This window comes from Brachybacterium sp. (assembly GCF_036379615.1).
Taxonomy (GTDB): domain Bacteria; phylum Actinomycetota; class Actinomycetes; order Actinomycetales; family Dermabacteraceae; genus Brachybacterium.
In genome coordinates this window covers 1-26,969 of record NZ_DASVGJ010000032.1, presented here as the reverse complement: position 1 = coordinate 26,969, position 26,969 = coordinate 1, and the positions used below count along the sequence as shown (strand labels likewise).

21 protein-coding genes are annotated in these 26,969 nt (G+C 72.5%); 11 read left to right on the top strand and 10 right to left on the bottom strand.

What is annotated here, in order from left to right; genetic code table 11:
- On the top strand, window positions 1–373 hold a 373-nt coding region (locus VF289_RS05470), incomplete at its 5' end, for a ribose-5-phosphate isomerase (RefSeq protein ID WP_330881898.1).
- A gap of 67 nt (window positions 374–440) precedes the next feature.
- Here the strand turns inward: VF289_RS05470 and VF289_RS05465 are convergent.
- The 5 genes from VF289_RS05465 to VF289_RS05445 form a co-directional block, all read right to left on the bottom strand.
- Complete coding sequence (locus VF289_RS05465; RefSeq protein ID WP_414644441.1) at window positions 441–1,874, bottom strand: MFS transporter; 1,434 nt, start codon at window positions 1,872–1,874, stop codon at window positions 441–443.
- A gap of 320 nt (window positions 1,875–2,194) precedes the next feature.
- The gene (locus VF289_RS05460) at window positions 2,195–2,686 is read right to left on the bottom strand and encodes an NUDIX hydrolase (protein WP_330881894.1); all 492 of its coding nucleotides are present in this window, start codon (window positions 2,684–2,686) and stop codon (window positions 2,195–2,197) included.
- 599 nt (window positions 2,687–3,285) lie between these two features.
- Entirely contained in the window at window positions 3,286–5,073 is a 1,788-nt protein-coding gene (locus VF289_RS05455; RefSeq protein ID WP_330881892.1) for a carboxyltransferase domain-containing protein, read from the bottom strand.
- Window positions 5,070–5,837 (bottom strand): 5-oxoprolinase subunit PxpA, encoded by a 768-nt coding sequence (locus VF289_RS05450; RefSeq protein WP_330881890.1) that lies wholly within the window; start codon window positions 5,835–5,837, stop codon window positions 5,070–5,072. Before VF289_RS05450 ends, VF289_RS05455 begins: the two co-directional genes overlap by 4 nt.
- 60 nt (window positions 5,838–5,897) lie before the next feature.
- Window positions 5,898–7,256: an NtaA/DmoA family FMN-dependent monooxygenase gene (locus VF289_RS05445; RefSeq protein WP_330881888.1), complete on the bottom strand. Its 1,359-nt coding sequence runs from the start codon at window positions 7,254–7,256 to the stop codon at window positions 5,898–5,900.
- A gap of 319 nt (window positions 7,257–7,575) precedes the next feature.
- On the opposite strand from VF289_RS05445, the gene VF289_RS05440 reads away from it, so the two are divergent.
- From VF289_RS05440 to VF289_RS05415, 6 genes are read left to right on the top strand one after another with little or no spacing between them, the layout of a single operon-like run.
- Complete coding sequence (locus VF289_RS05440; RefSeq protein ID WP_330881886.1) at window positions 7,576–9,237, top strand: ABC transporter substrate-binding protein; 1,662 nt, start codon at window positions 7,576–7,578, stop codon at window positions 9,235–9,237.
- Window position 9,238: 1 nt separating this feature from the next.
- Window positions 9,239–10,321, top strand: coding sequence for an ABC transporter permease (locus VF289_RS05435; protein WP_330881884.1), 1,083 nt, complete (start codon window positions 9,239–9,241; stop codon window positions 10,319–10,321).
- Window positions 10,318–11,250, top strand: a complete 933-nt coding sequence (locus VF289_RS05430) for an ABC transporter permease (RefSeq protein WP_330881882.1) — start codon at window positions 10,318–10,320, stop codon at window positions 11,248–11,250. The genes VF289_RS05435 and VF289_RS05430 overlap by 4 nt, the downstream gene beginning before the upstream one ends.
- Entirely contained in the window at window positions 11,247–12,995 is a 1,749-nt protein-coding gene (locus tag VF289_RS05425) for an ABC transporter ATP-binding protein (protein WP_330881880.1), read from the top strand. Before VF289_RS05430 ends, VF289_RS05425 begins: the two co-directional genes overlap by 4 nt.
- Window positions 12,992–14,299 carry an acyl-CoA dehydrogenase family protein gene (locus tag VF289_RS05420; RefSeq protein WP_330881878.1) on the top strand — a complete coding sequence of 436 codons (1,308 nt, stop codon included), beginning with the start codon at window positions 12,992–12,994 and terminating at the stop codon, window positions 14,297–14,299. Before VF289_RS05425 ends, VF289_RS05420 begins: the two co-directional genes overlap by 4 nt.
- A gap of 46 nt (window positions 14,300–14,345) precedes the next feature.
- Window positions 14,346–15,200 carry a hypothetical protein gene (locus VF289_RS05415; RefSeq protein WP_330881876.1) on the top strand — a complete coding sequence of 285 codons (855 nt, stop codon included), beginning with the start codon at window positions 14,346–14,348 and terminating at the stop codon, window positions 15,198–15,200.
- Between the two features lie 27 nt (window positions 15,201–15,227).
- On the opposite strand, the gene VF289_RS05410 is transcribed toward VF289_RS05415, so the two are convergent.
- From VF289_RS05410 to VF289_RS05390, 5 genes are all read right to left on the bottom strand, one after another.
- Window positions 15,228–16,247: a Sir2 family NAD-dependent protein deacetylase gene (locus VF289_RS05410; protein WP_330881874.1), complete on the bottom strand. Its 1,020-nt coding sequence runs from the start codon at window positions 16,245–16,247 to the stop codon at window positions 15,228–15,230.
- The gene (locus VF289_RS05405; RefSeq protein ID WP_330881872.1) at window positions 16,244–16,909 is read right to left on the bottom strand and encodes a DedA family protein; all 666 of its coding nucleotides are present in this window, start codon (window positions 16,907–16,909) and stop codon (window positions 16,244–16,246) included. Before VF289_RS05405 ends, VF289_RS05410 begins: the two co-directional genes overlap by 4 nt.
- 103 nt (window positions 16,910–17,012) lie before the next feature.
- Window positions 17,013–19,142: a hypothetical protein gene (locus VF289_RS05400; protein ID WP_330881870.1), complete on the bottom strand. Its 2,130-nt coding sequence runs from the start codon at window positions 19,140–19,142 to the stop codon at window positions 17,013–17,015.
- Entirely contained in the window at window positions 19,139–20,491 is a 1,353-nt protein-coding gene (locus VF289_RS05395) for an ABC transporter substrate-binding protein (protein ID WP_330881868.1), read from the bottom strand. The genes VF289_RS05400 and VF289_RS05395 overlap by 4 nt, the downstream gene beginning before the upstream one ends.
- A gap of 20 nt (window positions 20,492–20,511) precedes the next feature.
- Entirely contained in the window at window positions 20,512–21,828 is a 1,317-nt protein-coding gene (locus tag VF289_RS05390; protein WP_330881866.1) for an ABC transporter substrate-binding protein, read from the bottom strand.
- Between the two features lie 458 nt (window positions 21,829–22,286).
- Between VF289_RS05390 and VF289_RS05385 the strand changes: the two genes are divergently transcribed.
- From VF289_RS05385 to VF289_RS05370, 4 genes are all read left to right on the top strand, one after another.
- A complete protein-coding gene (locus tag VF289_RS05385; RefSeq protein WP_330881864.1) occupies window positions 22,287–23,591 on the top strand; it encodes an ABC transporter substrate-binding protein in 1,305 nt (434 codons plus the stop codon).
- Between the two features lie 85 nt (window positions 23,592–23,676).
- Window positions 23,677–24,615 carry a sugar ABC transporter permease gene (locus VF289_RS05380; protein WP_330881862.1) on the top strand — a complete coding sequence of 313 codons (939 nt, stop codon included), beginning with the start codon at window positions 23,677–23,679 and terminating at the stop codon, window positions 24,613–24,615.
- Window positions 24,608–25,534 (top strand): carbohydrate ABC transporter permease, encoded by a 927-nt coding sequence (locus VF289_RS05375; protein WP_330881860.1) that lies wholly within the window; start codon window positions 24,608–24,610, stop codon window positions 25,532–25,534. Before VF289_RS05380 ends, VF289_RS05375 begins: the two co-directional genes overlap by 8 nt.
- A gap of 421 nt (window positions 25,535–25,955) precedes the next feature.
- Window positions 25,956–26,969 (top strand): Gfo/Idh/MocA family oxidoreductase (locus VF289_RS05370; RefSeq protein WP_330881857.1); only part of this gene is annotated, 1,014 nt, incomplete at its 3' end.

Here is a 26,969-nt window from a genome sequence, read left to right as displayed (position 1 = left end):
CATCGACGTGGGCGTCACCGGCCGCGAGGACGGCACCTACTATCCGAACGTCGCCGTCGCCGCGGCGGAGAAGGTCGCCGCGGGCGAGGCGGACCGGGCGCTGCTGATCTGCGGCACCGGTCTGGGCGTCGCGATCGCCGCGAACAAGGTCCCCGGGGTCCGCGCGGTCACCGCGCACGACCTCTACTCCGTCCAGCGCTCCGTGCTCTCGAACAACGCGCAGGTGCTGTGCATGGGCGAGCGTGTGATCGGGCTCGAGCTCGCGAAGGAGCTGGTGAAGGTGTGGCTGGACCTCGAGTTCGATCCGCAGTCCAGCTCCGCGGCGAAGGTCGACGCGATCTGCGCCTACGACGGCTCCCTCGACCAGGCCTGATCAGGCCTGACCAGGCCTGACCAGGCCGGCCCAGGGCTACCCCGGGCTGCCCAGGCCCGGCGCGCGGCTACTCCGCGAGCGCCTTGCCCCGCTGTTCGGGCAGGGTGAATGCGGCGGCGGCGCCCAGGGCGAAGAAGAGTGAGAAGGCGGCGAAGACGAACACCTGTCCGCCCGCGACCAGGAACACCGGGACCAGGAACGGTGCCGCCATCGAGGCGATCCGGCCGAAGGCGGCGGCTGCTCCGGTGCCGGTGCCGCGCACCCGGGTGGGGTAGAGCTCCGGCCCGATCGCGTACAGCGCGCCCCAGGCACCGAGGTTGAAGAAGCTCAGCGCACAGCCGGCGGCGATGATCGTCCACTCCGTGTCCGCGAGCCCGTAGCAGGTGGCGGCCACCGCCGAGCCGGCGAGGAAGACGGTCAGCGTCCAGCGACGGCCCAGCACCTCGATCAGCCAGGCCGCGGCGGCATAACCGGGGATCTGGGCGAGCGTGATGATCAGGGTGAACGTGAAGGAGCGGGTGAGGTCGAAACCGCGGTCCACCAGCAGCGTCGGGATCCAGATGAACGCGCCGTAGTACGAGAGGTTGATGCAGAACCACACCGCCCACAGCCCGGCGGTGCGGGCCCGCAGGGGCTTGGACCAGATGCCGGCCGTGGCGTCGACCTGGTCCGCCGCCGGGATGGCTCCGACTTCATCGGCCGCGACCCGGGGCTCGACCTCGCCCGTCGCGCCGGGCGCAGCGTCCGCACCGTGCTCTGCGCTTCCCGGGGCGTCGATTCCGGCGGACTCCTCGAAGCTGCGCACCACGCGCTCCGCCTCCTCGGTGCGTCCCTGCTTCTCCAGGAAGCGCACCGATTCGGGGGTACCCCACCGGATCACCAGCGAGTACGCCGCGGGCACGAGTCCCACGGCCAGTGCCCAGCGCCAGCCCGTCGGCCCGGAGGCGGCGACGAAGGTGCCGATCACGGCGGCGAGGATCCAGCCCAGCGCCCAGAACGCCTCGAGCCACACGATCACGCGGCCGCGGATCCGGGCCGGGGCGAACTCGCTCATCAGGGTCGAGGCGACCGGCAGCTCGGCGCCGAGGCCGAGGCCGACGATGAAGCGCAGCACGATGAGCGCACCGACCCCCATCGCGAGCGCGGAGGCGCCGGTCGCCAGACCGTAGACCAACAGGGTCAGGGCGAAGACGGAGCGGCGGCCGATGCGGTCGGCGAGCAGCCCGCCCACGCTCGCGCCGATCGCCATGCCGGCGAACCCGGCCGAGGCGATCAGCGAGCCGTCGGCCTTGCTGAGCTCCCAGTGCACGCTCAGCGCCGCGATGACGAAGGAGATCAGGCCGACGTCCATCGCATCCAGCGCCCAGCCGATGCCGGAGGCGCCCAGCAGCTTGCCGTGCTTGCGGGTGAAGGGCAGGCGGTCCAGGCGCTGGGACCTGGTCAGGGGGCCGCGGGCCGGGGACTGGGCCTGGGAGGAGGCGGTCGAAGAGCTCATGGTCATCTCCGTCGACGGGGATCGGGTGTGGCACATGATGGCCCATTCCCGCCCGAGACTCCGAGTCCTGGATCACATCGGATCGGCGGCGGAGGCGATCCGCTCCGCTCCACTCCTGGTCAGTGTGAGGAAAAGTCCGAGGTCTCAGAACAGTTGCGGTTGCTCGGTTGCTCGGTTGCTCGGTTGCTCGGTTGCTCGGTGGTGCGGGGCGCGGGCTATGAGCTGGGCTGCGGGCTGCGGGCTGCGGGCTGCGTGGTTCGCGGTGCCGGGGCGCACGGGCGCACGGGCGCTCCGGCGCTCCGCGATGCCGAGGGCCATGCGGTCGCTCAGTGCCGGGGGTGCGTCACCATGTCCACCTCTGCCTCGCCGCGCAGCACCGCGAGTGCGCGCAGAGCCCGGGCGGCACCCCAGGGGGAGAGCAGGTGGGCCTCGGACTCGGGGATCATGGCCCAGTCGTCGAGCTCCTCGGCCTGCGGCACCACCGTCGCCTCGAGCTCCGCGCGGGGGACCACGCCGGCGTCGAAGAGGAAGTGCACGCCCATCGGCGCGCTGCGGACCGGGCTGGCGGGCAGCCAGTCGACCGTCAGCAGTCGGCCCACCTCGAGGTCGAGCCCGAGTTCCTCGAGCACCTCACGCTGTGCGCACTGCCGGGCGTCCTCGCCGGCGTCGACGCCGCCTCCGGGCAGCAACCAGTGGTCGCGATAGTTCGGCTTCTCGATGACCAGGTGATCGTGCTCGTCCCGCAGGATCACGGCTCCCGAGGTGAGGACCTTGGGCAGGGTTGCGAAGTAGGCAGGGTCGGGCAGCAGTCGCGGCATGGGGACATCGTGTCATCGTCGGCGGCGGCGCGGCGGGCCGTCTCCTCGCACAGTTCCTGCCGATGCGGACCTCGCCGAGGGGAACTCTGCCGATGGGGAGTGCTCGCCATCGCGGTCCACGGCGAGGGCCCCTAGGTTCGGCCATTCGACAACGGAATGTCCGGGACGGTGGGTGCCCGGGTGCCCGGGTGCCCGGGTGACAGTGGGAGAGATGTCAGAGATCTACGGCGCCGATACCGAGGCGCTTCGGGATGTCGCCGGGGTGTTCCTGGAGCGCGGGCGCCGCCTCGAGGAGCTGCGCGAGACCCTCACCTCTGCCGTGATGCGACCGGAGATCCGGGTCGGCGGGGACGCGGAGGACTTTCGCAGCCGCTGGACCGACGTCAGCTCGCGCTTCATCGAGACCTCCGAGCGGGATCCTTCTGACGTCCTGGAGTGGCCGGGCCCCCGCTGCGGAGCACTCCTCCCCGCCCCGGAGCAGCCTGCAGCAGGGCATGCTCGCGCAGCAGGTCCCGCATGCGCAGCTGCTGCCCCAGGCGGCGCTTCCCGAGCGCCCGGTGGAGGCGGGGGTCAACGGCGCCACCCGGTGAGGGATCGCCTCAGCGGAGGCTGCCCGGCACGGCGATGAAGCGCAGGGCGGTCCCGGGCGGGGCCTGCGCCAGGGCGTCCAGTCCCGGGCGCGTCACCACGGCGATCACCGGGTAGCCGCCGGTGGTGGGGTGGTCCGGCCCGAACACGACCGGCATCCCCGACGGTGGGATCTGGACCGCGCCGGGCAGCATCGGCTCGCTGGGAAGAGTCCCCAGCTCCGACGGCACGGTGACAGGGGCGCCGTCCAGCCGCACCCCCACCCGGTTCGAGTCGGGGCGCACCTGCCAGGTGGTGGTGAGCAGGTGGTTGAGGGCAGGCGCGCCGAGCAGCCCGTCGCGCGGTCCGGCGTGCAGGGGTATCTCGAGCGGATCCGTCGCGGTGGCGTGCTCCTCCGCCGGCACGGGCTCCGCGGGGACGGGCGCGGGCACGGCGTCCAGGCTCGTCGTGGGGCCGACGATCAGGAGGTCCCCGGCGGTGAGCGGAGCCGGGCCGAGGGTGGAGAGGGTGTCGCGGGAGCGGGATCCGAGCACGGGGAGCATCCCGCCCGTGCCGAGCACGGGGTCCGTCTCGGCTGTCCCGAGCAGGCCGCCGCGCACGGCCAGCACCAGGCGAAGCCCGGCCGTCACCGGGCCCACCTCGAGCAGGTCCCCGGGATCCAGGGCGAGCGGCACCTCATGGCTCGCGAGCGGGTCGAGCTCGCGATCGGCGCCGTCCTCCTCCGCCCGGTGCAGCCCGATCGGAGCCCGGGCACCGGAGACGGCGAGCACGATCGGTGCCAGGGCGCGCAGCCGCAGGGGACCGGCCACCACCTCGAGCACGGCGGCTGCGGCGGGGTTGCCCACGGCGAGGTTCGCGCGCAGCATCGCGCCCTGGTCGAAGGCGCCGGAGCGGCTCACCCCGCTCGCCGCCCGGCCCGCGCGGCCGCCGTCCTCCAGCAGGGCGAGGGGACCGGGGGAGAGGACCTCCAGGACAGGCCGCGCAGACTCCGGGGCGGTCTCGCCCGCCGTCGCCGGTCGGCGTCTGCCCCGGCGCGCGACGGCGGGCACGGGCAGCCGTGCGCTCGCCCGCTGCGGTGCGAAGCGCACCCGGGTGCCGGGCGTGAGCAGGGCGGGCGGCTCCCGGTCCGGAGCGAACAGGGGGGCATCGCTGCGGCCGATCAGCTGCCAGCCGCCGGGGGAGGGGCGGGGGTAGATCCCGCAGTAGCGGGAGGCGAGGCCGACGGCGCCGGCGGGCACGGCGGTGCGGGGCTCGGCGCGGCGGGGCACCTCCCATGGCGGGCCGACGGCATCGGTGACGGCATCGACGCTTTCGTCGGCACTTCGGTCGTGAACTCGCTCAGCACCCCCGTCGGTCTCCCGGGCGGCCTCGGGCAGCAGGTAGGCGAAGCCGGGGGCGAAACCGCCGAAGGCTGCGGTCCAGACGGACCCGCTGTGCGCGGAGATCAGCGCACCGGTGCTCATGCCCAGCAGCTCGGCGACCTCAGCGAGGTCCTCGCCGTCGTACACGACGTCGATCCTCACCTCGCCGCCCGCTCCGGCCTGCCCGGCGGCGGTCGGGAGATCCCGCAGCAGCGCCGCGAAGCGCGGCAGGTCCCGGGCGGCGCTCCCCACCAGCAGCAGCGTGCGCTCGGCCGGGACCAGGTCGATCAGATGTGCTGGCGCGAGCTCGCGCACCGCGGCCGCCGCGGCGAGGACCTCGGCGGTCCCGGGGTACTGGGCCAGCAGTGCGGCCTCCCCGGCGCGATGCACGGCCGAGGGCGGATCGAGCCGAGCCGGACGGCCGGCCTCCTCGCTCACAGCGCGGCGCCGAGCCCCACACCGGCCTCCTCGAGGCGGGCGCGGACCGTGCGGGCGAGCTCCACCGCGCCCGGGGTGTCCCCGTGCAGGCAGAGCGAGCGCACCGGCAGGTCCACCCAGCTGCCGTCGGCCGCCCGCACCCCCTGCTCCGTCGCGATCGACAGCGCCTGCGCCGCGACCGCCGCGGGATCCGTCAGCACCGCGCGCGGGGCCGTGCGCGGGGTGAGCGTGCCGCCTGCGAGGTAGGCGCGGTCGGCGAATCCCTCGAGGACCACCTCGAGCCCTGCCTTCCGGGCGTGCTCGATGACCACGGCGCCGGGAGCGGCCACCAGCGGCAGTCCCTCGAGCTGGCGCAGCGCCTCCACCACGGCGGCGGCCTGGTCCGCGTGGTGGGCGAGGGTGTTGTAGAGGGCGCCGTGCGGCTTCACGCCCCGCACGCTCGTCCCCTCGGCGCGTGCCATCGCCTGCAGCGCCCCGACCTGCACGACCACCTCGTCGGTGAGATCCGCGGGGGCCATGTCGAGGAAGCGTCGGCCGAAGCCGGCGCGGTCCGGATAGGCGACGTGCGCCGTGATCGCCACGCCGCGGGCGGCGGCCGCCCGGGTGGCCGCGCGCATCGTCCGGGCATCGCCCGCGTGGCCGCCGCAGGCGATGTTCGCGGTGGTCACCACCTCGAGCATCGCGGCGTCGTCCCCCATCGACCAGTCGCCGTAGCCCTCTCCGAGGTCGGCGTTCAGGTCGAGCAGCGGCAGCGGGGCGGTCATCGGGGATCAGCTCCTTCGTCCGGGCGGTGCGTCCCGGCCATTGTCCGCCCTGCGCCGCCCTCAGACCCCGTTCTCGACGAACGCCCCGCGATGCGCGGCGGCCGGATGCTCCGCGGGCAGCCGGTCGGTGCCGGTCAGGCGCGCGCGCAGCGTCGATCCCTGCTGGGGCAGGCGCCCGCGATCGCGCAGGATCGGCGAGACCAGCTCCGCGAAGTCCCGCACGGTGTCGAAGGAGTGGTACTGGCGCAGGTTGATGCCGTCGATCCCGTCCACGTCCAGCCAGTGCTCGATCGCATCGGCCACCACCTCCGGCGTGCCCGCCACGAAGAACCGGTCCTGCCAGGCCTCGTCCACCGCGTCGAGCAGATCGCCGATCGTCTCGTGCGCGCCCTTGCGGCCGACGGGGGTGTCCGCCGGGAGGCCCTCGATCTCGAGCGCCTCGGCGATGGTGCGCTCGCGCGGATGGTCCAGGGCGCGGATCGGCACCGACTGGTGCACGAGCATCCCCTCGGTGGAGCGGTGCTCGAGGTACTGGGCGAGCTTCGCGTCGACCTCCTCCTGCGTGGGGGCGGTGATCACGGCGGCCTGGACGACGAACTTCGGGTCCGACGGGTCGCGGCCCGCCTCCTCGGCGGCCGCGCGCACCGCCGGGACGGTGCGCTCCAGCAGCGGGCCGTGGGTGAAGACCAGCTCGGCGTGGCGGCCCGCGCGCAGCGCTCCGGCGGGGGAGGCGGTGGCGAGGATCAGGGTGGGGGTGCGCTGCGGCGACGGCTCGGACAGGTGGGGCCCGGCGACGGAGAAGTTCTCCCCCTGGTGGTCGATCCGGTGCACCTTCGTCGGGTCGGTGTACACGTTCCCCTCCACGTCCCGCACCACGGCCCCCTCGTCCCAGGAGCCCTCCCACAGCTTGTAGAGCACCTCGAGGTACTCGTCGGCGATCTCGTAGCGGTGGTCGTGCTCGATCTCCTCCGCGAGCCCGAAGTTCCGTGCCGCGTTGGGCAGGTACGAGGTGACGATGTTCCAGCCCACGCGGCCGTTGGTGAGGTGGTCGAGGGTCGACATGCGCCGTGCGAAGGCGAACGGCGGCTCGTAGCTGGTGGAGAAGGTGATGCCGAAGCCGAGGCGCTCGGTGACGGCCGCCATCGCCGGGACCACGAGCATCGGGTCGTTGTTCGGAATCTGCAGCCCCTCGCGCAGCGCGGTCTCGGCGGAGCCGTCGTAGACGTCGTAGGCGCCGACCACGTCCGCGATGAAGATCGCCGTGAACCCGCCGTCCTCCGCGATCCGCGCCAGCTCGGTCCAGTACTCGAGGTCCGTGTAGCGGTGGCGGTTGTTGTCCGGCAGGCGCCACAGGCCGTGGGTGATGTGGCCGACGCAGTTCATCTCGAAGAGGTTCAGGATCAGGGGCTTGGGGGCCATGGGTGGTCGTCCGATCAGCCGAGGGCGGGTGTCTGCGGGCAGGTTTCCGGGGGCGGGCGTCCGGGGTGCCGGGGAACGGGCGTCCGGGGGCGGGCGTCCCGTGGGTGTGACGCCACCTTCACCCGGACGGTCGAGTGCCCGCACCTCGCGTGTCCCTCGATGACGCCGCATGACCGGCGAGCGCGGTGCCGGGGCCGAGGCCGCGCCGAGCCCGTCATCGTTGTTCTCGCGCCGTCACGGTCCTAGGCACAGCTTTGAACCCTCCCTAGTGTTCCTCGCGTCCGGTCGCTGCCGGGCGTCCCGAGCAGAAGGAGCCTCCGTGCGTCGACGAACCGTCATGACCGGCCTGGCCGCCGCCGGTGCCGGCTCCGTGCTGGGCGCCTGCGGCAGCGCATGGTCGTCCCCGACCGCGGATCTGCCCGCCGGCACCCGCGAGGGCGGCGAGCTGATCTACGCCACCGATCGCGAGCCCACCTGCCTGGACCCCCACAACAGCGGCGACATGCCCCAGACCTACATCGCCCGCCAGTACCTCGACTCGCTGGTCTCGATGCGGCCCGACGGCTCCGTGGTGCCCTGGCTCGCGGACTCCTGGGAGATCTCCGAGGACGGGCTCGTCTACGACTTCACCCTCAAGCAGGGCGTGCGCTTCACCGACGGGGAGGTGCTGGACGCCGACGCGGTGGTCGCGAACTTCGAGCACATCATGGATCCCGAGACCCAGTCCTCCACGGCCCTGCTCTACCTCTCCCCGTACTTCGTCTCCGCCGAGTCGCTCTCCGAGCAGGTGGTGCGGGTGACCCTCAAGCGCCCCTACTCACCGCTGCTCACCGTGCTCGCCCAGGCGTTCTTCGGCATCGAGTCCCCGAAGGCGATGGCGAGAGGCCTCGCCGAGAACTGCGAGGCGCCCGTCGGCACCGGACCCTTCACGATCGTCGAGTGGCGGCGCAACCGGGAGGTGGTGATGGTGCGCAACGAGGACCACACCTCCGCCCCGGCCGACGCCAAGCACCAGGGCCCCGCCTACGCCGAGAAGCTCACCTGGCGCTTCCTCAAGGACAACACCGCCCGCTACGGCGCGCTCGCCTCCGGGAAGGTGCACGCGATCTTCAACCTGCCGCCCGAGTCCGTGCCCACCGCTCAGGCCGACGACCGCATCGAGACGCAGGACTTCGTGCACTCCTGCGTGCCCTACGCCCTGGATCTGAACACCACCCACCCGGCGCTGTCGGACCTCCGGGTGCGCCGCGCCCTGGTCCATGCCGCGGACGCGCCCGGCATCGTGCACAGCGCCTACGCCGGGGTGTTCCCCTACGAGGGCAATGCGATCTCGACCGGCACCCCGTTCTACGACGAGACCTACCATCAGCCCTACCCCTATGACGCGGCGCGCGCGAACGCCCTGCTGGACGAGGCGGGCTGGGCAGACCGGGACGAGGACGGCTACCGCACCCGCGACGGGGAGCGCCTCACGCTGCGCCTGCCCTATGCCTCTGATCCGGGGGAGACGCCCCCGGCGGATCTCACCATCCTCCAGAACTTCCAGGCGATGGAGCGCAGGGTCGGCGTGGACGTGCAGCTGATCCCCACCGACGCCGCCTCGCTCACCGCGATCCGGCGCGACAAGAACGCCTTCGACATCCGCGGCGGCTACTGGAACAGCCCCACCGCCGGGGTCATGTACATCAAGTTCTCGCAGGAGACCTACGAGATCGACAACGGCCAGAACGTCTCCTACGCCTACGACGAGGAGCTCGACGAGACCCTGCTGGAGGCCGCCGCGACCACCGACCCCACGCGGCAGCAGGAGCTCTACTCCCGCGCCCAGCAGCTGCTGACCGCCCAGGCCTGGCACATCCCGCTCTATCCGATCCAGACCCGGCTCGCGATCCGCTCCGATCTGGTCTCCGACATCTGGATCGAACCCAGCGAGGGCGAGCCGGTCCTCCACGACGCCTACCTGAACCGGGACGGAGCCTGAGATGACCACGACCACCACGCCCACCGGCCTCCCGGCCGATCCGCACGACCCGGCCGATCCGCGCACCTCGTCCGACCCGCACACCCCGTCGGGCCCGCACACCCCGCCCGAGCTCACACCGCACGGCGCGGGCCGGGGGCGGTTCCCGGCCCGCCGGATCCTCACCACGATCGGCTCCTCCGTGCTGCTGCTGTGGGCGGTGGCGACCATCGTGTTCTTCCTGCAGCACCTGGTGCCCGGCGACCCGGCGCAGACGATCCTCGGCGGCGCCTCCGCGAACCCGCCGGAGGAGACCCTCGAGGCGGTGCGCGAGCAGTACGGCTTCGACCAGCCGGTGCTGATCCAGTACGGCCACTTCCTCGCCGGCCTCGCCGTGCTGGACCTCGGGGAGTCCTACACCATGAAGCAGCCCGTGATCTCGATCGTCACCGAGCAGATCGCGCCCACGCTGCAGCTCACCGCCGCCGCGCTGCTGATCGCCTGGGCGCTGGCGATCGCCCTCACCCTGCTCACCGCCGGTCGACCCGGCCGCTGGGGCCGCCTCGGCTCCGCGATCGAGGTGGTCTTCGCCGCGCTGCCGCACTTCTGGCTCGGCGTGGTGCTGCTGGTGGTGTTCGCGGTGGTGCTGCAGTGGCTGCCGGTGGTGGACGACGGCCCCGCCGGGCTGGTCCTTCCCGCGCTCACCCTCGGGATCCCGCTGGGCGGCTTCCTCGCCCAGGTGACCCGCGACGAGTTCGATGCGGCGCTGCGCGCACCCTTCGTGCTCTCCGCCCTCTCCCGCGGCGCCCGGCCCGGTGAGGTGAGGCGCCGGCAGGTGCTGCGCCACGCGGCACTGCCCGGCATCGCCCTGTCCGGCTGGGGGCTGGGCTCCCTGATCTCCGGCGCCGTCGTGGTCGAGGTGATCTTCTCCCGCCAGGGCATCGGCCAGGTCCTGGTCGCCGCCGTCACCGCCCAGGACCTGCCGCTCGTGATCGGGGTGACCTTCGTGGTCGCGGCGGTCTACGTCCTGGCCAACATCCTCAGCGACCTCGCCTCCGTGCTCGTCGACCCCCGTCTCCGCCACGCGATCGGACGCTCCTCATGACCACTCTCGCCCCGCCCACTCCTGCTCAGCCCACCCCCGGCCGGCCCGCTCCGGCCCCACCGGAGTCGGCCACCGGCCAGGCCCCCACCCCCGGCCTCCGCACGGCCCGGCGCCGGCCCGTCGCCGGGACCGTCGGCCTGGTGGCCGCGGGCGCTGTCGTCGGGACGGTGCTGCTGTCCGCCCTGGTGCCCGGTCTGCTGGCCCCGCAGGACCCGCTGGAGATCAGCCTCTCGGAGAGCTTCGCCCCGCCGAGCGCGGAGCACCTCTTCGGCACCGACCAGTCGGGCCGCGACGTGTTCAGCCGGGTGATCCACGGTGCCCGTCAGTCCTTGGTGATCGGGATCGGCGCGACCGCGATCGGCCTCGCCGGAGCCCTCGTGCTGGGGATGCTGGGCGGCCTCGGCGGCCGGATCGCCGACGGCGCCGTGACCCGCGTGATCGAGGTGCTCTACGCCTTCCCCGGGATCCTGCTCGCCCTGATCCTCATCGCCGTCTACGGCAACAGCGCCCTGACCCAGATGGTCGCGGTGGGGCTCGCGACCATGCCCGGCTACGCCCGCATGGTCCGCGGCCAGCTGCTGGTGGTGCGCGCCAGCGCTTATGTGGAGGCAGCCCGGGCGCTGGGCCATCCGCCGGTGCGGATCCTGCTGCGCACCCTCCTGCCCAACGCCTTCCGCCCGCTGACGGTGCTGATCACGCTCGGGATCGGGCAGGCGATCGTGTGGGCCGCGGCGCTGAGATTCCTCGGCATGGGCGTGCAGCCGCCCACCGCGGAGTGGGGCGCGATGCTCAACGCCGGTCGCAACTACATCCAACAGGCCTGGTGGATGGACTTCTTCCCCGGCATCACGATCGTCCTGTTCACCCTGTCGCTGACGGTGCTCGGCAGGCACCTCCAGCGCGCCACCGATGCAGGAGCCCAGCGATGACCGACCTGATCACCGTGGAGAACCTCTCTGTCGCCTTCGACGGCCACGAGGTGGTCCATGACGTGTCCTTCTCCCTCCGCCCCGGCACCTGCCTGGGAATCGTGGGCGAATCCGGCTCGGGGAAGTCGGTGACCGCCCGCGCCCTGCTGGGCCTGAACGGTCCCGGCGCCCAGATCACCGCTTCCACCCTCGACGCGGGCGTGGACGTCCTCACCGCCTCCGAGCAGCAGCTGCGCGCCCTGCGCGGCCGCCGCATCGGCTACGTGCTCCAGGACGCGCTGGTCTCCCTGGACCCGCTGCGGAAGGTCGGCACCGAGATCGCCGAGCCGCTGCGCGTGCACGGAGTGCCCCGGGGACAGCGCCCGCAGCGGGTGCAGGACCTGCTGGCCTCGGTGAGCGTGCCCGAACCGGCGCTGCGCGCCCGCCAGCTGCCCAGCGAGCTCTCCGGTGGACTCCGCCAGCGCGCCCTGATCGCGGCGGCCCTGGCGATGGACCCCGAGGTGCTGATCGCGGACGAGCCCACCACTGCGCTGGACGTCACCGTGCAGGCGCAGATCCTCGAGCTGCTCGAGCAGAACCTCGCCGCCGGGCGCGCGGTGATCCTCATCAGCCACGACCTCGCCGTCGTCGAACGGCTCGCCGATCACGTGCTGGTCATGCACCACGGCCGCGTCGTCGAGGAGGGCCCCACCGCCCAGGTGCTCACCGCCCCGCAGGATCCCTACACGCGGCGCCTGCTGGCCGCGATCCCCTCGGCCGCCTCCCGCGGCGGGCGGCTCTCCGACCTCCCGCCCGCACCGATCGCCCTCTCCTCGCACGCCCGGGCCGCAGCCCCCGCCGACACCCCGCCCGACGACACGACGCATGAGCCCGCCGTGTCCGCCGAGGCGGAGGCGACGACCGCCCGGATCGTGCCGCGCCGCGCGACGCAGGGCCCGGTGCTGGAGGCCGAAGGGCTCGGCAAGAGCTACCGCGGGCCCGACGGCCGCACCCGTGCGGTCGTCCAGGACGTCTCCTTCGCGCTCCACGCCGGGGAGACCCTCGGGATCGTCGGCGAGTCCGGCTCGGGGAAGTCCACCACCGCGTGGATGGCGCTCGCTCTCACCCAGCCCACCACCGGCGGTGTCACCCTCGACGGCGAGCCCTGGACGGGCATCCCCGAGCGCCGCCGACGGGCGCGGAGGCGCCGCATCGCCGTCGTCCAGCAGGATCCGCTGTCGTCGTTCGACCCGCGCTGGACCGTCGGCCGCACCATCGCCGACGCCCTCCCGTCGGCCCGCCGGGACGAGACCGACGGCGCCCGCCGGCGCGGCACCGACCGCGGCGAGCGCACCGAGCGGGTCGCCGCGCTGCTGCGCGCCGTGGGCCTGGACCCTTCCTTCGCCGGCCGGCACCCGCAGACCCTCTCCGGCGGTCAGCGGCAGCGGGCCGCGATCGCCCGTGCGATCGCCACCGATCCCGAGGTGCTGGTGCTGGACGAGCCCGTCTCCGCCCTCGACGTCTCCGTCCAGGCGCAGGTGCTCGACCTGCTCGCGGACCTGCAGGAGGCGCTCGGCACCGCCTACCTGTTCATCTCGCACGATCTCGGCGTCATCCACCACGTCAGCGACCGGGTGCTGGTGATGCAGCACGGCCGGATCGTCGAGTCCGGCACCGCCGACGAGGTGCTGCACGCGCCCCGCCACCCCTACACCCGGCAGCTCGTCGCCGCGCTGCCCCACCCCGAGCTCGAGGAGATCGCATGACCACCACCACCGACCGCACCGGCACCGACGACACCGCCGCCGACGGCGCTGCCGCGCATCGGAGTCGCCCCGCGGCCCCGACCGCGCCGGCCGACTACGCCGCGCTGCGCGAGCACTTCGCCCCGGTGCTCGCGGAGATCGCGGCCGACGGCCCGGTCCGTGACCGGGAGCGGCGCCTGCCCCATGCGGAGGTGCGGGCGCTCGCCGACGCCGGCTTCACCGCCGTGACCGTTCCGATCACCCTGGGCGGCCACGGCGCCGGGATCGAGACCTTCTTCCGCCTGCTGATCGACCTCGGCGAGGCGGACTCGAACCTGCCCCAGCTGCTGCGCGCCCACTTCTCCCACGTCGAGGAGCTGCTGCTCGGGGAGGACGGCCCGGACACCGAGCGCCGGCTCGAGGCGATCGCGGCGGGCGCCGTCTTCGGCAACGCGAGCCACGAACGCAGCACCGCCACGGTCGGGGACCTGGTCACCACCGTGCTCCCGGACGGGGACGGCTTCCGGCTCGACGGGGAGAAGCACTACTCCACCGGGTCGCTCTTCGCGGACTGGATCGACGTCTCCGCCCGCACCGAGGACGGCGGCAGCGCCCGCGTCACCGTTCCCAGCGACGCTCCCGGCGTCACCCTGCGCGATGACTGGGACGGCTTCGGCCAGATCCTCACCGGCAGCGGCTCCACTCTCTTCGAGGCCGTGCACGTCCCCGCCGAGCAGGTGCGGGTGCGGCCCCAGGGCGGGGAGGGGGCCCCCACCACCCAGACGTCCTTCCTGCAGCTGGTGCTGCTCTCCTCCCTCGTCGGGGTGGGGCGTGCCGCGCTGCGCGACGCGGTGGGCTTCGTCCGCTCCCGCACCCGTGTCTACTCCCAGGGCAGCGGCGCCACCGTCGCACAGGACCCGCTGGTCCAGCAGGTGATCGGCCGCCTCTCGGCCCGCGTCGCCGCCGCCGAGGACGCGGTGCTCGCCGCCGCCCGCTCCCTCGAGGTCGCCCGCTCCGCCACCGGACCCGACCGCGAGGCCCTGATCGACGCCGCGGAGCTGCGCACCATCCAGGCGCAGCTCACGGCAGTCCCCGACGTGCTCTCGGTGACCACCGAGCTGTTCGAGGTGGGCGGGGCCTCGGCGACCTCCACCTCCCGGGCGCTGGACCGCCATTGGCGCAATGCCCGCACGCTGTCCTCCCACAATCCCGTGATCTACCAGGAGCGCGCGATCGGCGATCGGCTGCTGAACGGCACCGGGCTGCTGTACTTCTGGTCCACGGGGGAGACGCCGAAGAGCAGCGCGACGTCGGCGGGATCCTGAGACGCGGTGGTGTCCGGGAGGAGCAGCCGCGGCTAGGGTCGAGACCATGACCCCTCATGATCCCGGCCCTGATCCCGGCCCAGTTCCGTACACGCGCGAGGACGTCGCGGCCGCCGCCGGGGTGCTGCGCGGCACGGCCGAGGGCGCACCGGAGCTGCTGCTCGTCCTCACCGACGAGCAGATCGCGGGGCTGGACGGGGAGGACCGACCACAGTTCGCCGCCGAGCCGTGGCTCGCACAGCGCCCCGAGCAGCGGGAGGCCGCGGCGGAGGTCGCGCTGCGCGCCCTGCTCGCCGCCGAGCGGATCCACGAGGTGCTCGATCCCGCGACCGGGCAGCGGCGCTGGCAGGCGGAGCCGACGATCACGGGCTGCCTGCTGCTGCGGCGCACCGCCCCGACCTTCACCACCGCCGAGCGCACGGTCCAGACGCCGCAGGGGCCCGAGGTGCAGCGGCTCCACCACTACGTCCACCCCGACGGCGTGCTCGAGGAGGAGGTCACCCCCTCCGGCCTGCACCGCTTCACGCCCCTTCGCGCCGAGCAGGCGGCGGCGCGCCTGGCCGTGGTCGTGGACCGGGACGGCGTCGCCGGCGCGGCCGGTCCGTCCTCGGACGGGACATCGCAGGGCAGGACGGCGGAATCCGCCGTGGTCCGCGGCTCGGAGCTCGCCGCCGGCCACCCGATCGCGGCACGGCTGGCCGCCGCCCGTGCGCTGGTGGTGCTCACCGCGGTGCGCGCCGACGACGGCGCGGTGAGGCAGGTCAGCGTCGCCGCGGCGGAGGACGAGGTGCTGCTGATGGAGGCCGAGGGCCCCGCCGCCGAGGATCCGCCGCTGCGGGTTCGCACCCTCGACGCCGGCCAGGTCCGGGACCTGGCCGTGGAGCTGCTCAGCAGGAGATGACCTGCGAGGTCAGCGGTCTCGCCGCCCTCAGCGGGTGGTGGCCCCGACCGCGTCCGCCCAGCTGCTCAGCACGTCCTCGAGCCGTCCGTGCAGTCGCACCGTGGCGTCCGGGTCCGCGCGGGTCGGGCCGTCGTTGAGGATCACGACAGGCATCTCCCGGCGCCCGGCGGCGCGCACGAACCGCAGCCCGGACTGCACGGTGATGCTGGAGCCGAGCACCAGCAGCGCGTGGGCCGCCTCGAGCGCCGCGAAAGCCGCCGCCACGACCTCCCGGCGCGCGGACTCCCCGAAGAACACCACGTCGGGCTTGAGGATCCCGCCGCACAGCGGGCACGGCGGGTAGCGGAAGGAGCTGGTGCGGTCCACCTCGGCATCCCCGTCGGGCGCCTGGGCCGCCTCGGCCGCGAGCTCCGGCAGCCGCGCCGCGAGCGCGGGGTTCATCATCAGCATCCGCTGATGCAGCGCCGCGCGGGAGGAGACCGCCTCGCACTGCTGGCAGCGCACCCGATCCAGCCGCCCGTGCAGGTCGATCACCGGTGCGGAGCCGGCCGCGGCATGCAGTCCGTCCACGTTCTGCGTGATCACCGCGGTGACCGGGAAGGCCGCCGGGTCCAGCGCCGCGAGCAGGCGGTGGGCGGGCCCGGGCCGGGCGCTGCGGAACTGCTCCCAGCCGACGGTCGAGCGGGCCCAGTAGCGGCGGCGGGCGAGGTCGTGGCCGATGAACTCCTGGTAGGTCATGGGGGAGCGGGGCACTGCATCGCGCCCTCGGTAGTCCGGCAGTCCCGAGCCGGTGGACATCCCGGCGCCGGTGAGCACCGCGACCGGACGGCCCCGCAGCATCCCGAGCGCGGCATCGATGTCCGCGGGTGCGCTGCGGCGGCCGTACTGCGCTCCCTCCATCGGCCCCCAACCGGGCAGTCGGGGCCCGCCGCGGGTGGGGCCGGGCCCGTCGGGCGAGCGGGAGGTGGCGGTGGAGAACCAGCGGCCGACATCCGCCGCGGGGCCGGCGCGCCCTGTGCCGGCGGGGGAGCGGGGGTGGCTGGTCATCCCTCGAGGGTAGGCGGTGTCGCCGGATCATCGGCCTCGTCCCGCGCGCTGTCCCGGGCGCGCCGCCGGGCGCGCAGGCGCTGGATCACCAGCCCGATCACGGCGAGGACCCCGATCCCGGCCACGATCGTCGAGTAGATCCGCACGAACCCCTCGAGCACCTCGCCGCCCGCCTGGCCGAAGGCGTAACCGGCGACCACGAACACCGCATTCCAGATCCCGGAGCCGACCGCGGTGGCCAGGGCGAACAGCCCTACCGGCATTCTCTCGATCCCGGCGGGGATCGAGATGAAGGTGCGCACCATGGGCACGAAGCGGGCCAGCACCACCGCGGGGAAGCCCCACCGTTCGAAGAACCGCATCGCGGTGTCGACGTCCCGCTCCTCGAGCAGCGGGAGCCGGCGCACCACCGCCCGGGTGCGGCGCAGCCCGAGCGCCCGCCCCACCGCGTACACGCCGAGCCCGCCGAGGACGGAGCCGAGGGTGGTCCACAGCAGCGGCACCAGCACGTGCTGCCCGTTCGCGGCGGCGCTCACCCCGGCGAAGGGCAGCAGGATCTCCCCCGGGATCGGGGGGAAGAGTGCTTCGGCGGCGATGACCAGGGCCATCCCCGGACCGCCGAGGAACTCCATCAGGCTGATGGCCCACGCGGTGAAGTCCACGCCGGCCTCCCTCCGCCGATCCCGTCCGCCGATCCGGTCGCGGCGGTCACGCTAGCGGGTGCGGATGTCGGGCAGTTGAACGGGATGTGGCGGTCCCGGCCGTTCAGGCCGGCAGCGGGCCGGGCAGGGGGAGGATCCCCTCGTGCCGCACCCTCCACTGCGGCGGGAGTCCAGGGCTCGCAGGGCCGCCCTCCCAGCCCACCGCCATCAGCGCCAGGGCGATGAGCGTGCCGCCGTTCGCGGGCAGGTAGGCGGGCAGGCCGGGACGCTGGGGGAAGTGCCCCGCGCCGTCGCAACGGTTCTTCCGCGTCGGGTGCAGCAGGGCCGCCACCGCGTCCTCGCCTCGTCGCAGCCGGGCCGCGGTCATCGCCATCGCCGGGTAGTCCCAGCCCCAGGTGCTCTCCCAGTCCCAGTCGGCCATGACATCCGCGAGGGCCGCCCCCGCCGCGGCGTCCGGGATCGTGCCCGTGGGAGGCACCATCCCGTGGGCGAGCAGGTGGGAGGGATGGTCGGAGCGTTCGAGCGCCGGCCCGGCGCGGAAGGTCGAGAGGGCACCGGCCGCGGTCAGCGGCCGGTGGATCCGACGAGCGATCCCGGTGAGCTCTCCGGCATCCCGGGCGCCCCGCGCCGCCCTCCAGGCATCGGCGATGCGCAGGGCCCAGGCCGTGTAGGCGAGCTCGAAGCTCGCGTCCTGCACCCGGTCGCGGTGGGCGACATGACGCTCCTGGGCTCCGATCAGCGGAGGGCCGACGCCGAAGCGGTCGCCGTCCGGTCGCAGCAGGTCCACCAGGCACAGCGCGCTCTGCTCGACGATCTCCTGCAGCATCGGATCGGTCGCCGCCGACGGGACGGCGCGCCGCAGCAGCTCCGCCAGATGGATCGGATGCGGCTGCTGCCACAGCAGGAAGGGGCCGATGTCGCTGGGGGACTCCTGCAGGTCGGGGCCGATCTGCTTGGGCCAGCGCGCCCCGCGGCATCTCTGGCGGCGGGCGGTCTCCTGCGCCGCGGGGAGCATCGCCCCGTAGACCTCGAGCCCCCGCCGGAGCGAGGAGGCATCGCCCCACAGCGCGAAGTGCGCGGCGTGCCACCAGTGCATCTCGAGATGGAACTTCCCGCGCCACGAGTTCGCCAGCAGCCCGGTCTCCGCCGGGGGCAGCACCCCGGCGGCGTGGACCCGCTGCACCTGGCGGGAGAGCACCGCGCGGCGCTCGAGCTCCGCAGCCCGAGGGTCCTCGACCTCTCCCAGGTCCAGGATCCCTGTCTCCTGCCAGTGCCCTGACCAGAAGCGGGCGGAGCGCTCACGCAGCTCGGCCGCGCTCGCCGGACTCTCGCCGGGACGGGTCCCCTGCGGCGCGGTCTGCAGCGCGAGCGCGGGGACCTCGCGCGGGACCAGCTCGAGCACGACGTCCATCGGCGCCTCCGGGGGGACGCGGTCCGCTCGCCCGCCCGCCGCGGCACTCCGCGGGCCCGTCGCCACGAGGCGCACCTCGTGCTCCCCGGTGCCCCGGAGCTGGGCGCCGCGGACCACCACGTCGTACGCGAGATCGTCCATCCGCCGACGGATCCGGCCGTCCTCGAGCCTCGTGGTGTGGGCTCCGGGCCGTTGCCAGTCCGCGGCGAGGTCCCAGGCCGTGGAGGCATAGGGGAAGCTCAGGGCGAGAGCGAGGCCGGGGGCGTCGACGTGGAGGGCGATCGCGGCGTGCTCGGGGTCCGCGGCCGTGATCACCGTGCAGGAGCGGCCGCGATAGCGGAACCGTGAACGGAGCGTCCCGGTCCACAGCTCGAGGTGCTGGGTGGCCCCGGCGAGATCGGCGGCCGCGGGAGGGCGGCCGGTGGAGGCCTCCACCAGTGCGAACCGCAGCAGCGAGACCTTGTGCGGGTTCTCCCGGAACCAGGCGGCGGCCGGGCCCGGATCCTCGGTGCCGCCCGGGAGATCCATGAAGGGGACGGTGCCGTGATGGGTGGAGACGGGGCGCAGCAGTGACTCCCAGGGCTGCGGGGGCGGCTCGGGCACGGTGTGCCAGCCCCACTCCGCCAGGGTGTTCACCCTGGTCTCGCCGCTCCCGGGGCCGCTCAGGGTCTGGGTTCCGGTGCGATCCACCCCGACGGCGAAGTGCCCGTTGCCCACGGAGAGCACGCCGTCCTCGGCTCCGGTGAGGTGCGGATCGTGGCGGGAGATCACCGCCCGGCGGTCGATCGGCTCGGATCCTGTGCCGGGTCGGTCGCCGCTCATCCGGCGACGGCGGCGACGGCTTCGTCGTGCCAGGACTGCGCCGCGTCCTGGGCGGAGGCATCCCCGAACAGCACCGAGTTCTGATGGCGCGGCGTGATCTCCGCGACCGCTGTGGAGCCGGCCGGGCCGATCCAGGTGGGCTTGAGCTCCAGCTCGCCCAGCGCCGAGATGTACTCGACCTCGCGCCGCGCCGTCTCCGAGAGCTCGGGCAGGATCGCCTGGCGCACCGACTCGACCGCAGGCACCCCGCGGTCGGTGAGGATCAGCGTCCCGGCCTCCGGGTCGTTGACCAGGAAGTCCACCAGCGCGGCCGCGGTCCGGGGCGACGCGGAACGGGCGGAGATCGTGTAGAACTGCGAGGACTGGAGCCACACCCCGCTCTCCTGGGACTCCCCGGGGATCTTCACGACCGCGAGGTCCGCCCCGGAGGCCTCGGACAGCGCGGTGAGCGAGCTGGACCAGGTGAGCATGAAGGCGGCCTGCCCGCGTCCCACCAGCGTCTGCTCGGGACCGACGTCCGTGAGCTCGACGAGCTCGTCGGCACCGGGGGAGGCGCCGGAGTCCACGAGCTGCTTGGAGTACTCGAAGAACGCGGCGACCGTGGCGACGTCCACCCCGATCTCCCCGTCCTCGGTGTAGAGGATCTGGCCGTGCTGGCGGGCCCACAGGTCCAGGGAGTCGTGGGTGAACACGGTGCCGGAGCCGTAGGTGCCCGCCTCCGTGGCCTCGCTGACCGCCTGGGCCGTCTCCGAGAAGTCCTCCCAGGTCCAGGTCTCGGGATCCGGGAGCTCGACGCCCGCGTCCTCGAGCAGTGCATGGTTCACGATCATCCCCGGGGCGTTGATGCCGGTGGTCACCGCGACCTGGGTGCCGCCGACGGTGCCGTTGGTCCGAGCGCCCTCGTCCATCCCCGAGAGGTCCAGCTCGTCCGCGACGGTGCCGAGGTCCAGGAGCACGTCCCGCGCGGCGTACTCGGCAGGGTAGGCGCCGCCCATGGTGATCACGTCGGGCTCGTCCCCGGCGGCGACCGAGGTGGCGAGCTTGTCGAAGTAGCCGGAGATGTCACCGGGCTCGGCGGCGATCGTCACCTCGGGATGCGCCGCGAGGAACAGCTCGATCACCTCCTGTGTGGTGGCGGCGCGCTCCGGGTTCCCCCACCAGGAGAAGCGCAGAGAGCTCTGGTCGTCCTCGCCCTCGCCGCCTCCGGTGCCGCCGCGGGAGGCGTTCGGCCCGCAGGCGGCGAGGCCCCCCGCCCCGAGCACCCCGAGGGGCAGTGCGGTCAGCGCGGTGCGGCGGGAGGGAGCGGGTCCGGAGCGAGGGGCGCGACGGGAGCGGGCGGCGGGGTGCATGACGTCTCCTTCGACGGCGATCAGCCCTCGGGCTGCATTCCCGTGAGCACGGTGAGGATCTCCTCGGCGACCTCCGCGGGCGGGCGGGTGCCGAACAGCGACTCCTCGCCGAGACGGGAGAGCTCGTCGCCGAAGCCGACGCCGGTGGCGGGAGTGACCAGCGGCGGCCGCACCACCTCGGACTGCATGGTGCGGGCGAACTCGAGGGAGACCATCTCGTCCTCGTCCAGCACGGTCTCGATCTCCTCCTGCAGCTCGGGGAAGGAGGTGACGCCGCGCTCGATCTTGAGGATCTTCGCGGCCTCCGCATCGCGCAGCAGGAAGTTCACGAGGGTCCCGGCGGATGCCGGATCCGCGACCTGGGCGGCGATCGACCAGTACATCGAGGCCTTGTTGACCATCTGGTGGTCGCCGCTGGTGCGGGCCGGCAGCCGCAGCAGCTGCAGCGGAGAGCCGGAGGACTTCTGGAAGGTCTGCACCTGGGTGTGGAACTGCAGGTGGAACGCGGCCCGATTGTTCCCGAAGCGGCCCTGCTCGACCCCGGCGGCGAAGTCCTCGAGCTGCTCGGACGGCGCCACCACCGCACCCGAGTCCACCAGGTCGAGCGCGTACTCGAGGTAGCTGACGATGGTCTCGAGGCTGATGAGCGTCTCGTCCTCGCGGGGGAAGAGCTGTTCGCCGCTCTGGCGCGCCCAGGCCCCGAGCTCCGCGGCGCTGGTGCCGAAGAAGTCGAAGCCCACCACGTCCTCGCCGGAGCTGCTGCCCCACTCGCTGACGGCGGCGGCGATCTCGGCGAACTCGTCCCAGGTCCACGAGGTGTCGTCCGGCATCTCGACCCCCGCCTGCTCGAGCAGGGTGGGATTGACCCCGATCGAGAAGATCCCGATGCCCAGCGGGGCGCCGACGAGCGTGCCGTCGGCCAGGCGTCCGGTGTCGAGCACCGCGTCGTCCATGGCGCTGAGGTCGAGCACGTCGGAGATCGACTCGAGGTCCAGCAGCGAGGAGCGGGTGCCGTAGGAGTCGATGTAGGCCTCGTCCATCTGCAGCACGTCCGGGGCGTCGCCGCCGGCGAACTGGGTGGCCAGCTTGTCCCAGTAGCCGGTCCATTCGCTGTACTCGGGCGCGACCTCGATGTCTGCGTGCGCCTCGGAGAACAGATCCAGGGCGTCGCGAGTCATCCCGGCGCGCAGGTCTCCGCCCCACCAGTAGATCCGCAGCGCACCGCCCTCTCCTCCCTCGCCGCCGCCGCGGGAGGCGTTCGGGCCGCAGGAGGCCAGAGCGGGGACGGCACCGGCGGCGGCGAGGAGGGCGAGCGTGGTGCGACGAGTGATCATCATCGATCCTTCCGTTCGGCGAGGACGCCGACCCCTGAGTCGATTCAGGGGTGAGTTGTGGTCCGACACTAGGTGCGGTGCCGCTGGTGACGCAAGGGTATGCGCTCTCCGACGTCACCGTCGACCCACCTCGCACCACCACCCCCGGGGGGCGGGCTCGCGGCGCCGGCTCGGGCTGGATTCCCGACGGCGGGGCTTCGTGATCCCCCCGTGATCGAGGGCAGTTGACAAACCCTCCGTGAAGCGCTTTCCTGGGGTGACCCGCCTCACGGCGGGCGGCCCGTCCGGGCGTTCGACGAGAGTGGCCCCCCGGGGAATGAAACCTTTCATCCAGCGTGGCGCACGACTGCTCCACGGTCGTGACCGCTCCGCCGTCGTCCCCCGCAGTTCCCGCACCATCGACCATGACCCAGCGGAGGCCGTTGCCGCCGCGACGACCACAGAAGATCAAAGGAGATCTGATGCTCACCCGACGCTCCGCCCTCTCCCTCGGCATCGCCGTCCCCGGTCTGGCCGCCCTCGCGGCCTGCGGCCCCAACGCCTCCGGTGGCACCGGCGGCGGAGGCGGCGAGGACGGCTCCGCCTCGCTGCGCGTGGCCTGGTGGGGCAACCCCACCCGTGACGAGAACACCCAGAACGTCGCCGACGCCTACGCGGAGGCCCAGCCGGACGTCACCATCGCTCTCGAGCCGGGCGAATGGAGCGGCTACTGGGACAAGCTCGCCACCCAGGCCGCCGGCGGCGACTTCCCCGACATCGTGCAGATGGACGAGAAGTACCTCGCCGAGTACGGCGGTCGCGGCGCCCTGCTCGACCTCGCCGGCGCGGGCCTGGCCACGGACGACTTCGTGGAGGGCTCGGTCGAGGTCGGCGAGCTGGCCGAAGTCGGCCTCGCCGCGATCAACGCGGGCCTGAACGCCTTCGCCTTCCTCATCAACCCCGTCGTGTTCGAGGAGGCCGGGGTTGAGATCCCCGATGACACCACCTGGACCTGGGACGACCTCCTCGAGACCGCGGTGAAGATCACCGAGGCCACTCCCGACGGCACCTACGGCATGACCCAGATGGGCTCCGTCCAGGGCCTGTTCCAGGTCTATGTGCGCCAGGCCGGTCAGGACCAGTACAAGGACGGCGCGGCCGGGTTCGATGTGGAGACCGCGACCGCATGGTTCGAGTGGGCGAAGAAGATCCAGGAGGACAAGGCCGGTCCCGGCGCGAGCGTCTCCGTCGAGGATGCCGCGCAGGCGATGGACCAGTCGCTGTTCGCGACCGGCAAGGTCGCGATGACCGTCGCCTGGTCCAACCAGGTCGTCGCGCACGACGGTCTCGTCCCCGAGGGCGTGACGGTGCTGCGCCCGCCGTCGATGACCGGCTCCGCCGCAGACGCGCAGCTCTGGTACAAGGCGTCGATGTACTGGGCGGTCTCCGCCCAGACCGCGAACCCCGAGGCCGCCGTCGCCTTCGTCGACTACCTCGTGAACTCGCCCGATGCCGGCAAGATCCTCTCCGTCGAGCGCGGCGTGCCCGGCAACCTCACGGTGCGCGAGGCGATCGTCCCGGACCTCGACGAGGCCAACATGAAGGCCGTGGACTACCTCGGCGCGGTCGAGAACGAGCTGGGCGGAGCGCCCGAGATCACCCCGCAGGGCGGTGGCCAGTTCGAGGACATCCTGACCCGTGCCTGCGAGGACATGCTCTTCGGCACCACCACTCCGGCCGAGGCCGGTCAGCGCCTGCTCGACGAACTCGCCGGGGCCCTGGGCTGAGACGACTCTCGTCCCGGCACACCGCCCGGTGGGGGAGACCCCGTCCAGGCGGTGAGCCGGGACCGACAAGGAAGGGAAGAAGCCTATGAGTGCTGTCGGTGAGCTGACTCAGCTCGTGTCGAACCGCCGAAAGGGCGGGCCGAAGGAGAAGCATCCGGACAACAAGTCGGCGCTGGTGTTCATGGCGCCGTGGCTGGTCGGACTGCTGGGGATCACGCTGATCCCCATGATCGCGTCGTTCGTGCTGGCGTTCACCGATTACAGCCTGCTGGCGCCCCCGGAGTTCGTCGGGCTGGACAACATCCGCCAGATGATCGCGGACACCCGCCTGCACAACTCGCTGGTGGTCACGTTCATCTACGTGTTCGTGGGGGTGCCGCTGCAGCTGATCGCGGCGCTGCTGCTGGCGGTGGTGCTGAACCAGGGCATGAAGGGCCTGTCCTTCTACCGCTCGGTGTTCTACCTGCCCTCGCTGCTGGGCGGTTCGGTCGCGATCGCGATCCTGTGGCGCCAGATGTTCGGCGCGAACGGCCTGATCAACCAGGTCGCCGGAATGTTCGGGTTCACGGACCTGCCGGGATGGGTCTCCAACCCCGATACGGCTCTGGGCACGATCATCCTGCTGCACGTGTGGACCTTCGGATCCCCGATGATCATCTTCCTCGCGGGGCTGCGGCAGATCCCCGAGATGTACTACGAGGCCGCGTCCGTGGACGGCGCCTCGAAGCTCGCCAAGTTCTTCCGGATCACGATCCCGCTGCTGACCCCGATCATCTTCTTCAACGTGGTGCTGCAGGTGATCAACGCATTCCAGTCCTTCACCCAGGCCTTCGTGGTCTCGGGTGGGACGGGTGGTCCGTCGGACTCGACGATGTTCTACACGCTGTACCTGTACCAGAAGGGGTTCACCCAGTTCGACATGGGCTACGCCTCCGCGATGGCCTGGCTGCTGCTGATCATCGTCGCGATCTTCACCGCCATCAACTTCTTCGTCTCCAAGTTCTGGGTGTTCTACGATGACTGATCTTCAGAGCAAGACTCCCGCCACCAGCCCGTCCTCACCGGCGACGGGGGACCGTCCCGCCTCGGAGCGCGTCGCCCCGAAGCCTCGCCCCCGACGTCTGGCGCGGCGCTCGATCCGCCACGCGATCATGATCCTGGCGAGCCTGGCGATGATCTATCCGCTGCTGTGGATGGTCGTCTCCTCGCTGCGGCCGAACGAGGAGATCTTCCGCAACCCGGGCCTGTTCCCGGTGAGCCTGGACTTCTCCAACTACCAGCGCGGCTGGGAGTCGCTCGCCCAGCCCTTCTCGCACTACCTCATGAACTCGACGCTGCTGGTGCTGGGCTGCGTGATCGGCAACCTCATCGCCTGCTCGCTCACCGCCTACGCCTTCGCACGGCTGAAGTTCTGGGGACGCAACATCGCCTTCGCCGTCATGCTGATGACGCTGATGCTGCCGATCCACGTGGTGATCGTGCCGCAGTACATCATCTTCAGCCAGACCGGCTGGGTGAACACGATGCTGCCGCTGATCCTGCCGAAGTTCCTGGCCACGGATGCGTTCTTCGTGTTCCTCATGGTCCAGTTCATCCGCGGCATCCCGCGGGAGCTCGACGAGGCCGCCCGGATCGATGGCTGCGGCCACTTCCGGATCTTCTTCCAGGTGATCCTGCCGCTCATGCTGCCGGCGCTGGCGACCACCACCATCTTCACCTTCATGTGGATGTGGAACGACTTCTTCGGCTCTCTCATCTACCTCACCAGCCCCGACAACTTCACGGTGCCGCTGGCGCTGAAGTCGTTCCTGGACACGCAGGGATCCTCGGACTGGGGCGCCATGTTCGCCATGTCGGTGGTCTCGTTGATCCCGCTGTTCCTGGTGTTCCTGTTCGGCCAGCGATTCCTCGTCAAGGGCTTCGCCACCACGGGCATCAAGTGACCGGCGGGTGCTGGGCTCCGCCGGGCGCTACGGAGGGCCGTGCAGCGGTGGGCCGTGCAGCGGCGGGCCGCACAGCGGTGTGCCGTGCAACGGTGGGCCGTGCAGCGAACCTGCGCGGCGGCGGCTCGCGGCGTCGGCGCCTCGCGCGGCGGCCGACCCGCGCGGCGGCGCCCCGCGGCGGCCGCCGAGTACGGCGGCGCCCCCACGATTGCTCACTTTTCAGCCACTTTCGGTCCCGAAGTGGCTGAGAACGAAGCATTTCTCGTGAGACCTCACCGGAGCAGACCTCACCGGGCCGTGCGCGCCCGGGTCGCCGCAGACTGAATAGTTCACCACCGCACCACCGCACCACCGCACCACCGCACCACAACATCACCACGACAGCTCGTCACCGCACCATCACGACCGACCCAGGAGAGACATGACCACCCGCTACGCCCTGATCGGCTCCGGTCACCGCGCCCAGATGTATCTCGATGCGATCGTCGGAGCTCACGCCGACGTCGCCGAGCTGGTGGCGCTGCTGGACATCAACCCCTCCCGGCGCGAGTTCCACCGCGATCGGGTGCCGGCCTTCGCGGAGGTGGTCCTGGCCGGGCCCGATCAGCTCGAGGACGTGATCCGGGAGCAGCGGGTGGACCGCGTGATCGTCACCAGCGTGGACCGGCTGCACGCCGAGCACGTCGTGCGCTCGCTCGAGGCCGGAGCGGATGTGGTGGTCGAGAAGCCGCTGACCATCGATGCCCCGTCGGCCCGCGCGATCCAGGACGCCATCGACCGCACCGGCCGCAGCGTGGTCGTCACCTTCAACTACCGCTACAGCCCGCGCAACACCGCGCTCAAGCAGGTCATCGATTCCGGCGAGATCGGTGAGGTGGTCTCGGTGAGCTTCGAGTGGGTGCTGGACACCCAGCACGGCGCCGACTACTTCCGGCGCTGGCATCGCGAGAAGGTCAACAGCGGCGGGCTGTTCGTGCACAAGGCCGCCCACCACTTCGACCTCGTGAACTGGTGGCTCACGGATACGCCCGTGCAGGTCTACGCCCGCGGCGGTCTGCGCTTCTACGGCCAGGACAATGCCGTCTCCCAGGGCCGCGCGCCCCTGCCCGAGCGCGGCACCCACGACGGTGCGCATGACCCCTTCGAGCTGGATCTGCGCTCGGACGAGCGGCTCGAGGCGCTCTACCTGAAGGCTGAGCAGCACGACGGCTACCAGCGCGACCGCTCCGTCTTCGATGCCGGCATCACCGCCGAGGACAACCTCACCGCGATCGTCGACTACTCCCGCGGCGCCGTGCTCACCTACGCGCTCAACGCCCACAGCCCGTGGGAGGGGTACCGGGTCGCGGTCAACGGCACGAAGGGCCGCGCCGAGCTGGAGGTCGTGGAGCGTGCCGAGGTGATCGCGAAGAGCGAGACCGACGCGGAGTCGTCT

Excerpts from the sequence above, each read along its gene's own strand:
- VF289_RS05390 (WP_330881866.1), bottom strand. The coding sequence starts at position 21,828 with ATGATGATCACTCGTCGCACCACGCTCGCCCTCCTCGCCGCCGCCGGT.
- VF289_RS05435 (WP_330881884.1), top strand. The coding sequence starts at position 9,239 with ATGACCACGACCACCACGCCCACCGGCCTCCCGGCCGATCCGCACGAC.
- VF289_RS05400 (WP_330881870.1), bottom strand. The coding sequence starts at position 19,142 with ATGAGCGGCGACCGACCCGGCACAGGATCCGAGCCGATCGACCGCCGG.
- VF289_RS05375 (WP_330881860.1), top strand. The coding sequence starts at position 24,608 with ATGACTGATCTTCAGAGCAAGACTCCCGCCACCAGCCCGTCCTCACCG.
- VF289_RS05420 (WP_330881878.1), top strand. The coding sequence starts at position 12,992 with ATGACCACCACCACCGACCGCACCGGCACCGACGACACCGCCGCCGAC.
- VF289_RS05425 (WP_330881880.1), top strand. The coding sequence starts at position 11,247 with ATGACCGACCTGATCACCGTGGAGAACCTCTCTGTCGCCTTCGACGGC.
- VF289_RS05410 (WP_330881874.1), bottom strand. The coding sequence starts at position 16,247 with ATGACCAGCCACCCCCGCTCCCCCGCCGGCACAGGGCGCGCCGGCCCC.
- VF289_RS05450 (WP_330881890.1), bottom strand. The coding sequence starts at position 5,837 with ATGACCGCCCCGCTGCCGCTGCTCGACCTGAACGCCGACCTCGGAGAG.
- VF289_RS05395 (WP_330881868.1), bottom strand. The coding sequence starts at position 20,491 with ATGCACCCCGCCGCCCGCTCCCGTCGCGCCCCTCGCTCCGGACCCGCT.
- VF289_RS05385 (WP_330881864.1), top strand. The coding sequence starts at position 22,287 with ATGCTCACCCGACGCTCCGCCCTCTCCCTCGGCATCGCCGTCCCCGGT.
- VF289_RS05380 (WP_330881862.1), top strand. The coding sequence starts at position 23,677 with ATGAGTGCTGTCGGTGAGCTGACTCAGCTCGTGTCGAACCGCCGAAAG.
- VF289_RS05460 (WP_330881894.1), bottom strand. The coding sequence starts at position 2,686 with ATGCCGCGACTGCTGCCCGACCCTGCCTACTTCGCAACCCTGCCCAAG.
- VF289_RS05465 (WP_414644441.1), bottom strand. The coding sequence starts at position 1,874 with ATGACCATGAGCTCTTCGACCGCCTCCTCCCAGGCCCAGTCCCCGGCC.
- VF289_RS05445 (WP_330881888.1), bottom strand. The coding sequence starts at position 7,256 with ATGGCCCCCAAGCCCCTGATCCTGAACCTCTTCGAGATGAACTGCGTC.
- VF289_RS05430 (WP_330881882.1), top strand. The coding sequence starts at position 10,318 with ATGACCACTCTCGCCCCGCCCACTCCTGCTCAGCCCACCCCCGGCCGG.
- VF289_RS05415 (WP_330881876.1), top strand. The coding sequence starts at position 14,346 with ATGACCCCTCATGATCCCGGCCCTGATCCCGGCCCAGTTCCGTACACG.